At 60.4% G+C, this 12656-nt stretch carries 15 protein-coding genes; 5 read left to right on the forward strand and 10 right to left on the reverse strand.

Annotated elements, in window-relative coordinates:
* Positions 1-41 precede the first annotated feature (41 nt).
* The 6 genes from ATY79_RS10160 to ATY79_RS10180 all read right to left on the reverse strand — a co-directional run bounded on the left by ATY79_RS10160 (position 42) and on the right by ATY79_RS10180 (position 5115).
* Positions 42-485 carry an SRPBCC family protein gene (locus tag ATY79_RS10160; protein ID WP_088692299.1) on the reverse strand — a complete coding sequence of 148 codons (444 nt, stop codon included), beginning with the start codon at positions 483-485 and terminating at the stop codon, positions 42-44.
* 309 nt (positions 486-794) lie between these two features.
* On the reverse strand, positions 795-1595 hold the full coding sequence (locus ATY79_RS10165; RefSeq protein ID WP_088703762.1) for an ATP-dependent Clp protease proteolytic subunit: 801 nt from the start codon (positions 1593-1595) through the stop codon (positions 795-797).
* Positions 1592-2893 (reverse strand): hypothetical protein, encoded by a 1302-nt coding sequence (locus ATY79_RS10170; RefSeq protein ID WP_141105716.1) that lies wholly within the window; start codon positions 2891-2893, stop codon positions 1592-1594. Before ATY79_RS10170 ends, ATY79_RS10165 begins: the two co-directional genes overlap by 4 nt.
* Before the next feature lie 194 nt (positions 2894-3087).
* Positions 3088-3612: a hypothetical protein gene (locus ATY79_RS31400; protein ID WP_245312346.1), complete on the reverse strand. Its 525-nt coding sequence runs from the start codon at positions 3610-3612 to the stop codon at positions 3088-3090.
* Positions 3609-4565, reverse strand: a complete 957-nt coding sequence (locus ATY79_RS31405) for a hypothetical protein (protein WP_245312347.1) — start codon at positions 4563-4565, stop codon at positions 3609-3611. Before ATY79_RS31405 ends, ATY79_RS31400 begins: the two co-directional genes overlap by 4 nt.
* Before the next feature lie 217 nt (positions 4566-4782).
* Complete coding sequence (locus ATY79_RS10180) at positions 4783-5115, reverse strand: hypothetical protein (RefSeq protein ID WP_189637995.1); 333 nt, start codon at positions 5113-5115, stop codon at positions 4783-4785.
* A gap of 202 nt (positions 5116-5317) precedes the next feature.
* On the opposite strand from ATY79_RS10180, the gene ATY79_RS10185 reads away from it, so the two are divergent.
* Together ATY79_RS10185 and ATY79_RS10190 are read left to right on the forward strand one after the other, a co-directional pair.
* Positions 5318-5920 carry a superoxide dismutase gene (locus ATY79_RS10185; RefSeq protein ID WP_018116360.1) on the forward strand — a complete coding sequence of 201 codons (603 nt, stop codon included), beginning with the start codon at positions 5318-5320 and terminating at the stop codon, positions 5918-5920.
* A 105-nt stretch (positions 5921-6025) separates the two neighbouring features.
* A complete protein-coding gene (locus ATY79_RS10190; RefSeq protein ID WP_088703763.1) occupies positions 6026-6877 on the forward strand; it encodes a metallophosphoesterase in 852 nt (283 codons plus the stop codon).
* A gap of 465 nt (positions 6878-7342) precedes the next feature.
* Here ATY79_RS10190 and ATY79_RS10200 read toward each other — a convergent pair whose 3' ends face one another.
* Entirely contained in the window at positions 7343-7612 is a 270-nt protein-coding gene (locus ATY79_RS10200) for a cyclase (protein WP_088692302.1), read from the reverse strand.
* A 228-nt stretch (positions 7613-7840) separates the two neighbouring features.
* On the opposite strand from ATY79_RS10200, the gene xth reads away from it, so the two are divergent.
* Positions 7841-8635, forward strand: a complete 795-nt coding sequence (xth, locus tag ATY79_RS10205) for an exodeoxyribonuclease III (protein WP_088703807.1) — start codon at positions 7841-7843, stop codon at positions 8633-8635.
* A 518-nt stretch (positions 8636-9153) separates the two neighbouring features.
* Here xth and ATY79_RS10215 read toward each other — a convergent pair.
* Complete coding sequence (locus ATY79_RS10215; protein WP_088692304.1) at positions 9154-9420, reverse strand: DUF2277 domain-containing protein; 267 nt, start codon at positions 9418-9420, stop codon at positions 9154-9156.
* A 242-nt stretch (positions 9421-9662) separates the two neighbouring features.
* On the opposite strand from ATY79_RS10215, the gene ATY79_RS10220 reads away from it, so the two are divergent.
* On the forward strand, positions 9663-9878 hold the full coding sequence (locus ATY79_RS10220) for a dodecin (RefSeq protein ID WP_088692305.1): 216 nt from the start codon (positions 9663-9665) through the stop codon (positions 9876-9878).
* Positions 9879-9973: 95 nt separating this feature from the next.
* Here ATY79_RS10220 and ATY79_RS10225 read toward each other — a convergent pair whose 3' ends face one another.
* Positions 9974-10882 (reverse strand): AraC family transcriptional regulator, encoded by a 909-nt coding sequence (locus tag ATY79_RS10225; RefSeq protein WP_088703808.1) that lies wholly within the window; start codon positions 10880-10882, stop codon positions 9974-9976.
* Positions 10883-11052: 170 nt separating this feature from the next.
* Here ATY79_RS10225 and ATY79_RS10230 point away from each other — a divergent pair, with 170 nt between their 5' ends.
* Positions 11053-11832, forward strand: coding sequence for an SDR family oxidoreductase (locus tag ATY79_RS10230; protein ID WP_088703766.1), 780 nt, complete (start codon positions 11053-11055; stop codon positions 11830-11832).
* Positions 11833-11885: 53 nt separating this feature from the next.
* Here the strand turns inward: ATY79_RS10230 and ATY79_RS10235 are convergent, their stop codons facing one another.
* Positions 11886-12587: a YafY family protein gene (locus ATY79_RS10235; protein ID WP_088703767.1), complete on the reverse strand. Its 702-nt coding sequence runs from the start codon at positions 12585-12587 to the stop codon at positions 11886-11888.
* Positions 12588-12656 lie beyond the last annotated feature (69 nt).

Here is a 12656-nt window from a genome sequence, read left to right on the forward strand (position 1 = left end):
CGATCGAGCGGCCGTTCTCTAAACGGCGCAGGTTCTGAGATCTATTCGTTGATTTCCGGCTCGACGAGTTTTGCCAGATTACGGAGCGATTCCTGCCAACCGAGATAGCAGGCCTCTGGGGGGATCTCGTCCGGGACGCCCGCCTGGACGACATCGAGTTCGGTTCCGACCGAGACTTTCTTCAATGTCACGGTGACCTCCATTTCGCCAAGCAGGTTGGGGTCGTCGAACTTGTCCGTGTAACGAAGCTTCTCGCCTGGCACCAATTCGAGATAGCTGCCGCCAAAGGAATGGCTTCCACCGGTCGTGAAATTCCGGAAGGACATCTTGTGTGTTCCGCCGACCGTTGGCTCCAAATGATGCACCGTGCAGACAAACCCATTCGGGGGAAGCCATTTGGCCAGCGCATCCGCCTCTACGAATGCTCGATAAACTTTCTCGGGACTGGCGGCCAGGACGCGGTGAAGACGTATCGTGTTCGGCATGATGATCCTCCAATGGACAGAACACTTGAGAGTGCCCCTAGGACGAACCAGTTTTTGTCAATCCGACAATGCGATTGAAATATCCGGTCTCGGCCCATTTCGGTCATTCTGCCGTTTCCAGTTGGAGCGGGCAATGCGTCCCCGATCCTTGCCGGAGCCGGACCAATAGAACAGCCCGCCAGATGGCTCGGCCACGACGCGTTGGGCATGGGCGTACCACTCGCACCCATGCCATGAAATGACTTGCTTCCCAAGAAAGGCGAGAGCAACAGCAAGCACCATCAATGGAAGATCCGCTTAAAGGCCCCCCTATTTTGCCTTCTTGGCCGCCGCAACAAACGGCGCAACGAGTGCGAATTCCTTCAGTTCATCGGGCGAGAGATAGTAGAGCCTGTCGGGCGGCGTCTCCATGGCGTGAATCCAGAGCCCGGGCTTGATTCCCATTTCGTCGAAGTGGCGGGTCACATCGGCAGTGGTGCGTTGGGCTTCCGACATGGCAAGTTCAGGCGAAAGCTTCTCACCGGTGCCGTTGAAAACCTGATGCACGCCGATAACGGCGTCCTTGTCCGCCGTGCGCGCGACACCACCGGCCATGATGATCGGACAGGAGGAGACGCAAAGGGCGCCGCTGGCGACGGTGGTTGCAATCTTGCGTTCGCGGATAACCGTGGAGATGGCCAGCGCATCGCCAATCGATCCGCCCGGCGAGTCGAGCGAGACTGTTTTAACGTACTCGCCACGGGCTTTGATTTCGGCATCAAAGCGTGCGGCCGCACCCGGTTCGATCGTGCCTTGTGCAAGGAGCACACCGCCTGCCTGCAGTTCGAAGCGGATCGGCTTTCTCAAGACCTCGGGGTCTGTGGTGATCTCGGCAGGTGCGTTTTGGGGCTTGCCCTGCGTGAGAGCCGGCGGAAGCATCGGCATGGCATCCGGCATCATCGGATCGAAGGCTGGAATGTCGGAACTGGTGGCGCCGATTTCATGCCAATCGATGATCACGAAGATTGCGGCCAACGTCAGCAGAGCATGGAAGACATGCCGCATCAGCGTGCCGTCATCGGCGGAGAGCACGTAGTCCTTCAGCTTCTGCCCCGCTGTTTCCAGTTTCATGCCGGCGGCCCCTTGCGCGGCCCCTTGCCGGAAAGATCGAAGCTCGCAATGTTCGATTGCTCCGTCGCTTCGCTCCGCTCTGCGGCATCCATGGCAGCTTCGATGTCGACGCCGTGCCGCCGGACTTCACGCTGCACCTCCAGCGCCTGCAGGAGCTCGGCTGCAGTGATCCGTTCGGCGAAGGGAAGGCGTTGTTCTTGCCGACGCAGCGTCGAATGGACGATCGCCAGCATGAAGATCAGTACCGCGGGCAGGATATCGATCGAGATGGCGCCGGCCCAGCTGGGAATGAAATCACCTGCGTAGCGCAGCACGGCTTCGGCCGAAGACAGCGGCACGAAACGCCGCTCGGCCACCGGCTCGCGCTCGAGAATCTGGTCGGCTGCCTGTGACAACACCTTGGACTGCGCCGCGACGGAGGATCGGATCGTCTCCATGACCTGATCCTGCCGGTTGACAAGATCTGCCTCGCGTCCGTCCGCGACCGGCGCAATGAAGCCGAGCGACAGGTCTTCCGCGGCGCGTTTGACCGATGGCGCGATCGAGGTCTGTTCCAGCGAGGTGATGACGCCGGAAAGCCCGACGACTTCGGCGGCGAACTGGTCGGCGCGCGGGTTGATCGCGCCCGGCGCTGAAACCAGCGTCCGCATCGTCTCAAGGTGCTTTCGGCCCTCGTCGAAGAGGGTCGTCACGCGCTCGCGCGAGGCGTTGATGCCGTTTTCCAGCTCGGTCAGTTGCGAGGCCATCTGCGACAGAAGCTGGACGACGCTGCCGGCCCCGGTTGTTCCGGTCAGCGCGCCGGTCTCGCGCTCCTGGTCGGCAAGCCGCTGGAACCGCTCCTGTGTGCGCTGGATGTCGGGAAGCAGGCTCTGCGCGGCGAGCGCGTTCTGATGCGCCTGGTCAAGATCGGCGGTGTAGCCTTCCAGTGTTTCTGCCAGATGCTGTTCAAGCGCCGCCGAGCCGGCCAGGGCGGCCGCGTTCAGCCAGCTCGACATGGCGATGATCATCGCGCAACCGAGCGCCATGACGCCGAGCATGGCGGCCCGGCCGCCTGTACCGGTCACATGCGGATAGAAGCGAGCCATATAGGTCCAGAAGGCGTAGATCGCCACCGAAACGGCACTGGAATAGATGAGTGCTGCGAAGAACACGGCGGTCGCCGATCCGTCGAGGATGCTACGCACGCCGAGATAGGTGTAGACGCCGGAGGCAAGCGCCAGGACCGCGAACGCGAAACGGGTCATGGTCTCTACGGATTCGATGCCATCCTGCAAGCGATGCGATATCCCGAGCGCCATCGTCCTCTCCGGCCCAAGGCATGCCCTCCGAAAGCGCACAGTCGTTTCAAGGCCATGCCGTGCATAACAACAAAGACCTAAGGCAGATCGCGTAAGTCTTTGTTCACGCGATCGGCCTTAGCCCCTTAAGAAGCCAATACAATACAGGCAAAAGCAAGGTTTGGCACGAGGCCGGAGCCTGGCGCCGTCAAACCTCATTCGGCGGGCGTGCTGTCGGCCGATGGCCCACGCAGCGACTTCTCGGAGATGTCGATCATCGGCGTGAAGCTTGCTGCCGGCATGCGGACCTCGTCGCCCTCATCGCGGGGGGCAATTGGAGTCATGCCGCCGGTCCGGTCGCTGCGCGCGACTTCGAGCTGGCCGGTCAGGATGGCACGCTCGGCGCGCAGTTGCCGGATCTCCGACTTGGCGATCTCCAGGCTGGTGCGCAATTGGCCGATTTCGTAGCGATCCGAATCCATGCGCGTATCGACGTCGCGACGCAGCGCATCGGCATCCCGGTCGCGGCGCACGCGTAGGCTTTCGGCTTCGCGCAGCTTCAGCGTCAGCTCGTTGGCCTGTGTCGCGAGTTCGCGGCGCGCTGCCTCGCTCTCGGCGCCGGTCGTGCGGGCGCGCTGCAGTTCCTCTGCAAGCCGCTCGGAGCGGGAGAGGGAGGTGGCGAGTTCCGATTTGACACGCATGAGATCGGCGCGAGCCGCCTGCAGTTCCTCGTCCGTCATCTTGTTGCGGCTGTGATGAGCAGCTTCTCCACGAGTTCGGCCTTGGAGCCGATCGCCTCATGCTTCGTCGTCAGGTGGGCTATTTCGAGCGCCGAGGAGGCCTGCAGGGTCTCATGCTCGACTTCCAGCCTCTTGTGGCGTTCCTCGAAGAGGGAGAGGTCCTGCTTCAGGTTGGTAACAGCCATCTGCAGATTGCGCACTTGGGCTTCCTGCTCGATGAGGCTGGACTTCAGATGGCTGCGTTCCTCGTTGAGGCGGGCCATCTCGCGCGTCTGGATGCCGTTCTCGCGGCGCGAGGTTTCCATTGGCAGCTGATGCGCCGTCGTCTCGTTGTCGAGCTTCTCACGCGTGGCCGAAAGTTCGCGGCTGCGCTGGTCAAGCTCGGTCTGTGCACGCTTCAGAAGCGTCGAGGCTTCATCGAACTGGATGGCGCGATCCGTCAGTTCGCGTTCGGCGTCAAGCAACCGGTTCTCGATGATCGTGAATTCTTCGCGGGTGACCTGATGCACGCCCTGCAGTTTCGTCAGCTCGTCGCGGAAGGCTTCGATCTCGGAGCGAAGCTGCGTGTTGTCGGCACGAGAATCCTTGTTTTCGGTGATCAGGCGAAGATTGTCCTGATCGGCTTTCTGGCGCGCGTTGCTTTCGTAATCGAGAAGCGAGCTGATGCGCGCGCATTCGGCGCGCAGCGCGCCGGTCTCGTCCAACGACTGGCTGTGGGTCCCGAGCAGCGAGGAAACGCGCTCCTGCAGCGATGTGAGGCTCGACAACAGGTCTTCCGACGTCCGCTGGTTTTCCTCCAGCGCCGAGCCGAAGGCCGCGAAGGCGTTTACATCAGGAATGGCGTAACGCAGCGCCTCGTCGGCCGCTGGGCGCTGATCGGTTATTGACGCGGGTCGGTATCCTGTTGTCGACAGCGACTTGCCGCCGTCTTCTGCGCGACGAAAAAAGTTCATGACCATGACTTGTACCCCAAAAGTACTTGCCAAAAACGCCGGCGAAATATGGATTTCAGCTAATTAAACGACCGATTGAAAATTACCGTGAGTCCGTAAACGCATGCTGCGCTTACATCTAGAAACGGCTATGTGTCGGTGTCAAAATATGCAGCATGACAATCAACAGGTTTGACGGGCGCACCTGTGATGTTTGTGCAACAGGCAGCTGGTGACCTTATTCCTCGGGCAGAATCCGCATCTCATCGGTCTGAAGTTCGCTACCCAGCTCGACGCTTTTCGTCTGCTTGTCGTAGACGCAGAAGTAGCTGACGAAGCCATTCCCGCCCTTCGGCTTGCCGGTCACCAAGGCTATGCCGTAGTGCTCGCTGCCAAACGGGTCGACGACGGCATGCGGAAACTCGATCGAGGCGCGTGCCGCCTGCTTGCACTTGCCTTCGACCTCAGAAGCAAACTCCTGCCAGGCATCGCCTGAGGAGGCGCGGGCAGCCCCTGCTGCCGCAGCCATTGCGATGGCAAGTGTGCAAAAGCGGATTTTATTCCTCTGCATCTGAAAAGCCCTCGTCTTCCTTCTGTTATGAAACGCGCCCATGATCGGCGATTCAGGGCTCCAAAGCCAAGTGTTTGGCGAAGGCAAATTTTCCTCTCGGCCCGTCTTTTTTGATAATTCGCCGGTTGCCTCTCCATGCTTGCGCTCCTATGTTCCGCCTCACCTGCCGATCACGCAAACTATTGCCAAGAGGAGACCCACAATGGCTTTCGAATTGCCCGAACTTCCTTATGACTACGAGGCGCTTCAGCCCTTCATGTCGAAGGAAACCCTGGAATTCCATCACGACAAGCACCACAAGGCTTACGTCGACAACGGCAACAAGCTCGCTGCAGAGGCAGGTCTTTCCGATCTCTCCCTCGAAGACGTTGTGAAGAAGTCGTTCGGCACCAATGCCGGCCTCTTCAACAATGCGGCCCAGCACTACAACCACGTCCACTTCTGGAAGTGGATGAAGAAGGGCGGCGGCGGCAACAAGCTGCCGAGCAAGCTCGAAGCTGCCATCAATTCCGACCTCGGCGGCTACGACAAGTTCAAGGCTGATTTCATCGCCGCCGGCACGACGCAGTTCGGCTCCGGCTGGGCATGGGTTTCCGTCAAGAACGGCAAGCTTGAAATCTCCAAGACCCCGAACGGCGAAAACCCGCTCGTGCACGGTGCAACCCCGATCCTCGGCGTCGACGTGTGGGAACACTCCTACTACATCGACTACCGCAACGCTCGGCCGAAGTACCTCGAAGCCTTCGTCGACAGCCTGATCAACTGGGACTACGTCCTGGAGCGCTACGAAGCCGCTGCGAAGTAAGCGGTTCGCAAAACAAGATGTTGGCACCCGGCGCCTCGAAACGCCGGGTGTTTTCGTTTCGATGAACGTCACAAGCTTGTCATGCCGCGCGCCTAAAGCATTGCCATGACATCCTTTTCCAATCCTCCCATTCTCCGCTTCGGCGTCGTCGCAGATCCGCAATACGCGGCGCGAGAGCCGCATGCCGGGATGGATCGCCATTATGCCAAAAGCCTCGCAAAGCTTTCGGAGGCGATCGAGGTCTTCAACGGCGAGGATTTGAGCTTCGTCATCACGCTCGGCGATATCATCGACCGCGATTTCGACAGCTTCGACGATATCCTGCCGCTCTACGACAGCCTGAAGCACGAGAACTTCTTCCTGCTCGGCAATCACGATTTTTCCGTCGCAGCCGACCGGTTGGCCGATGTCGCCGGCCGTGTCGGCCTGGCGTCACCCTGCTACAGCTGCGTCAGGCAGGGCTGGCGGTTCATTGTTCTCAATGGCAACGAGGTTAGCACTTTCGCTCCACCGGAGGGCCATCCCTATCGGGAAATCGCCGCTCGCCGGCTCGCCGAGCTGAGGGCTGCCGGCGCCATCAACGCGCAGGACTGGAACGCCATGCCGAGCGACGAACAATTCGCCTGGCTTTCCGACCAGATCAAGGAGGCTGGCGCTGCCGGCGAGGGCGTCATCGTCATGAACCACTACCCGGTCTATCCGCCTAACGAGCACGACAGCTGGGACCGCGAGCGCATGATCGCGCTGCTGACGGCGCACGACCACGTCGCGGCTTATTTCAGCGGCCACAACCACGCGGGCAATTTCGGCACGATCGAGGGATGCCATTTCCTCAATTTCAAGGGCATGGTCGATACCGAGGCCGAGAACACATTCGCGATTGTCGAGATCCGCGCCGACCGCATCGACGTCCGTGGTTTCGGACGCGAGGACAGCCGGACACTGACGCTTCGGTAGGACACATAGGGGCGGAGCTCAAGGCGTCGCCGACAGCTGCTCGCCCTGCCGGGCAGCATCGGCGCGATCCATCGCCGCCAAGAGCCTGTCCTTGGTGTCGTAGCCATTCTGGAAAAGCTCAAAGAGCATCGAGGCCGCCCGGGACGTATCGAGACTGTTGGGATCGACCTTGTGTGCATGACGCCAGCTGGACAGCGCCTCGAAAACGACACCGATGTCGCCCGCAAAACAAATCGTGTCGGATAGATCGGCTATCTGTCATTGCTCCGCACAGGCAGAATCACGTGACTCCCAAGCGGCCGTTGCCAAGGACTAATACCGACCGATGCGTGATTGTACCGCCCGCGGCAAGGCGGGCTATTAATTAAGACATAGCCGAGCAATCCCATGCAGGGTGTGCTACCCGACGCTCCTTGCGCCGGGCGCTGCCCGTGTCTCAGCCCTGCCGAAAACGATGCCGTCGTTTCACGCCTTGTTGGTGAGCCACACCGTCGGCGCGCCCAGCACGCCTCCCGTGCGCATCGCCGCCCTCAACTCCTCCAGCTTGCCGAAGGCCTGGGCTGCCTCGACCGTAGCGAAATCGTGGGTGACGGTCACGTCGTTGGGATTGTCGGCGGCTTGATAGACCGCCTCGGCGATAACCCCGTTTGCCTTCTGCACCGGCGCGAACGCGTTGTAGACCTTGCGCCAGGCAGCGTAGTCCGAAACCTCATGCCTTATGAACATTGTCGGCATCTGACTTCTCCCACTTTTCCCGTTTGCATCAGAGACGTTCGGCTCGCCACCGTATCACCGAATGGGGTTTCGCGCGTGGGGAATATCCAGCCTTGGCGGCGCGGCTGTTGGCCATGATGCCGACCCCGTCGCCACGTCATTCCAGAGCGGTCGCTCCGGACTCTGGATTTTGCCCGCCTGGCTTTCTATTTCCCTCCGATCGAAACTCATCGAAGCGTGCTTCGGCTCTTGAAGATCGCGACCTACAACGTCAACGGCGTGAACGGACGCCTGGAAATCCTCCTTCGCTGGCTGAAGGAGGACAAGCCCGACGTCGTCTGCCTACAGGAACTGAAAACGGAGGATGCCCGGTTTCCACGCAGCGCATTGGAGCGGGCCGGCTACGGCGCGATCTGGCATGGACAGAAGAGCTGGAATGGCGTCGCGATCCTCTCCAGGGGCTCAATGCCTATCCTGACACGGCGCGGTCTTCCCTGCGAACCAGATGACAAGCATAGCCGCTATATCGAGGCAGCCGTCGACGGCATCCTGATAGGCTGCCTCTATCTTCCCAACGGAAATCCCGCGCCTGGACCGAAGTTCGATTACAAGCTTCGCTGGTTCCGACGGCTCAACGTATATGCCGCCGAACTGCATGACCTCGACATTCCTGCGCTACTGGTTGGCGACTTCAACGTGATGCCGACGGAAATCGATGTCTATAAGCCGGAGCGTTGGCTGGATGACGCCCTCTTTCGGCCGGAAGTCCGCAAGGCCTATGCTGACCTCGTTGCACAGGGCTGGACCGACGCCGTGAGGCATCTGCATCCCAACGAGCGCATCTATACCTTCTGGAAGTATTGGCGAAACTCGTTCGAGCGCGATGCCGGTCTTCGGATCGATCACTTCCTGCTCAGCCCGACGGTCGCCCCATGGCTGAAGTCGGCGAGCGTGCGCAGGAAGCCGAGAAGCTGGGAACACACGAGCGACCACGCTCCTGTCATGATCGAACTCGACATCCCCAAGCGAGAGGACGACGAGTGAAGAGCGGCGGATTCCGGAAGCAGCTGTGGCGAAGATCACCAAATTCGGTCGCAGGTCCCACCAACCGTGACGGTAGGTTTTGCGCCAGATCGGGCAAGCGCGTGTACAGATCGTCGGTTTCAGCGTCTTGGCACTATCGCCTTCCACCGATGCGGCGCATATCCACAACGCGGCCATCGCGCTGCCGTATGGCAATCTCGAACCGGCTGCCGCCCCTCCATGCACGATAGATGAAGAAACGACCGCGGCAGTCGATCCGCCTGACGTCCCTAAAGCCGCGGTTACGGAGCAGCCTCTCTCCCTGACTACAGCTAATCCCTCTGCCTCTGTTGAGATTGGTACCAACACTGATGGAAATATGGGTCTGTGCGCTTGCTTCCGTCGGCACGGATATTGATGTGACGGACAGGCCAACAGCCAGCGCTAGTGACAAAAACAATGATGATCTAGGCAAGGCATCCTCCCTTTGGATAACGGGTTCTGAACACGACGCTCGTTTTCCTGCGTGACGGTCTCTCTTACGCGAACCGGGCCGCCGTTCTCGCGCGCGCCTTTGCCGCTACCTCCTCACGATCGCGAGGGGGTTGAGAAGTTTCCAGCGAATCGAGCAGTTCGCGCGCGCATGCTGCGATCGAACCGACCGCGCGCTCGAACGCGACCTCATTGCGCTTCGACGGTTTGGTCGTTCCGCTCACCTTGCGCACGAACTGCAGCGCGGCATCGTGGATCTCCTCGTCCGTCGCTGGCGGATCGAAATTGAAGAGGGGTTTTATATTTCGGCACATGATCTGCTCCCGGTCATCTCTGCCACTCCGAGGGAGGTGACCAGGACAGAAAGTAGGCGTGGGAGCGCCAATTGCAACCAGCGCAAGCCCACGCGGCGAGGCAGGGCGCAGCTTGTACCGTTCGGTTTGTATCGTTGTCGGCTTTAGTGTTGAAATTCCGCTGGTATCGGGGTCAAGTAGGCTCGGTTTCAGGACGGGTGAAACAGAGAACCACAGCCTGCACCAAATAGGAGGAGGATGGGATGAGCGATCACGTTTATAAGAAGGTGGAACTCATTGGGAGTTCGAAGGAGTCAGTCACCGAGGCGATCGAGACCGCCGTCGCGCGAGCCTCGAAGACGATGCGAAATCTCGAATGGTTCGAAGTGGATCAAATCCGAGGTCATATCAAGGATGGCGCGGTAGCGCACTATCAGGTCGTGATGAAGGTCGGATTTCGTATCGACGACACGCCATGAAAAGCTGGGGATGACCGCATCGGGCCGACAATAGTGGCGTTTGCGGGATAGGACGGGAAGATCGAGTGCGCTGCCTCGTCTCTGTCGGCATCGGCTCAGGCGGCCGTGACCATCGGCAACTCTTTTCGCTCCATGGTGTCGCGCTTCGGCGGTGTGCCGAACATGCGCGAATATTCGCGGCTGAACTGTGAAGCGCTTTCATAACCGACCTGATAGGCGGCGGTAGCAACGCTGGCGCCGTCCGACACCATAAGTCGGCGCGCTTCCAGCAATCGCATGTTCTTCTGATACTGCAGCGGCGTCATCGCCGTCATCTGCTTGAAATGCTGATGGAAGGAGGAGGGGCTCATGTGCGCGACGGACGCAAGCTGCTCGATGCGCACCGGTGCCGCAAAGTTCTCGCGCAGCAGATGAATCGCATCGGTCATGCGTCGGGCATGGCTGCCCGGTAGCGCCAGCTTGCTGACCTCGGCCGCATTCGGTCCGGTCAGCAGCCAGTAGCAGATCTCGCGCATGATGGCGGGATAGAGTACCGGAATTGCTTTCGGCGTGTCGGCGAGGCGGACAAGCCTCAGCACGCAGTCGGCAAGCACGCCATCGAAATTCTGCACGAAAACACCGGCCGCGCCATCGCCGACCGGGCGAGGCGGCTGTTCCATCGCCTCCATCACGTCGCGCAGGATCGTCACGTCGAAATCGATGTTCAAGCCGATATAGGGTTCTTCCTTGCTGGCTTTCGTGATCTGTCCGAGGGCCGGCACCTCGAACGTGACGATCAGCGACTGCATCTCGCCGTACTCCAGGACCCGGTCGCCGACCATGATTTCCTTGGCCCCCTGGACGACGATGCAGATCGTCGGCCGATAGATCATGTGGTTCGGCATGACGGGATAGGTGACGCGCGACACCGAAAGCGAGGGCAACGGGGTCTCGAAGCGTCCGTCGGCGTCACCGGCAGTTCGGTCGATAAAGGTCTGGATTGCTTGCTTCAGGGTATCGAGCATTACCAGCGGCTCCTCGGCATTCCTGGGCGGCATCAGAAGATAGGCGCCGCGCCGCGCGGTTCGCAAGCCGCTTGGAGGATTAGGCAAGAAATTCGAGAGTTCCGGCATTCAACAAAAGGCCTTGGCAGGCGTACCGTAGCGGCACGAACTCCCAGTAAAAGGAAGAGATCATGCCAAGAGAAACACAAGCAAATTCAGCATCCAAGGTTGCGATTGTCACCGGTGGCAGCCGTGGGCTCGGCCGTAACACGGCGATCAATCTCGCCCGTCGTGGCGTGACCGTCATCTTCACCTACCGAGCAAATCGGGCAGAAGCGGAGGCCGCGGCTTCGGAGATCAAGGCGCTCGGCGCCGAGGCCATTGCCCTGCAGTTGGACACTGGTCGGGTCGCCGATTTTGACGCCTTTGTGGCCAAGGTGAAGTACGCTTTGCAAGGTCTTGGAAGGACTCAATTCGACTACCTCGTCAACAACGCCGGCAGCGGCTATCACGCAACGATTGCCGAAACGACGGAAGAGGCTTTCGACGAGCTCGTCAACGTGCACCTGAAGGGCGTCTTCTTCCTGACGCAGAAGCTCCTGCCGCTGATGGCCGATGGCGGGCGTATCATCAACATCTCGAGCGGTCTTGCTCGTTTCGCAGTGCCCGGCATTTCCGCCTATGCGTCGATGAAAGGGGCGGTCGAGGTCTTCACGCGTTACCTCGCCAAGGAACTCGGCCCGCGCGGCATCACGGCCAATACGGTTGCTCCGGGCGCAATCGCCACCGACTTCAGCGGCGGTATGGTGCGGGACAATCCGACCCACAACAAGATGGTCGCCGATGCGACGGCGCTCGGTCGTGCCGGCGTACCCGACGATATCGGCCCGATGATCGCCTCGCTGCTTTCCGACGATAATCGCTGGGTCAACGGTCAGCGCATCGAGGTGTCCGGTGGCATGCACCTCTGATCCACCAGATCAGGATGATTTTAGGTCGTTCGACCTGCAATCTGAATCCTGATCTAGGCCGTTGCGGCAGCCGGCGGGTTCGTCCATCCGCTCGTCCAGAGTTGCCGCAGCCGGTCGCCGTCGCCTCGGAAATAGGCGTCGGCCGTTTCGCAATACTCGACACGGTCGCTGCGGAAATTGCGGATCGCCTGGCGTAGCTCGCACCAGGCGACAATGTTTGCGGTCTGCGAGTAATAGATGAGCGCAATCGGCTGAATCCTGCGCTCTGTCGCGCGGCCGAGTTCGTCGCGATAGTCGAGCATCAGCTTCTGTTCGTCGCGGATGGCGCGGCGAACCAAACCAAGATCGAGCCCGACGGGGGATTGCGCCACCGATCCCCAGGCATAAAGCGCTTTTCGCTCCATCGCCTGTCGCAGCGGCGCCGGCACGGAGCCGGCAATCTTCTGATTGACGCCCTTGGCCGCTCGCTTGAGTTCCTCGTCGCCGGTCCGGTCGAGCAGCGCCAGCGACAAGACGATTGCCTCCATTTCCTCGACCGAGAACATCAGCGGCGGTAGGTCGAAGCCCGGCCGCATGATGTAGCCAATGCCGCGGCCGCCCTCGATCGGGACGCGCATCGCCTGCAAGGCCGCGATGTCGCGATAGATCGAGCGCACCGTCACCTCGAGCGTTTCCGCCATCTGAGCTGCCGTCATCGGTTTGCTCGCCACCCGCAGGATCTGGATGATCTCGAAAAGTCGTGAGGCCTTGCGCATTTTTCGCCTCCTTGTGCCTAGGCTCCTGACAATACACTGTCAGTTGGGTCCTCGTATAGCTCTCGCTAT

Source organism: Rhizobium sp. R693 (assembly GCF_002211315.1).
Classification (GTDB): domain Bacteria; phylum Pseudomonadota; class Alphaproteobacteria; order Rhizobiales; family Rhizobiaceae; genus Rhizobium.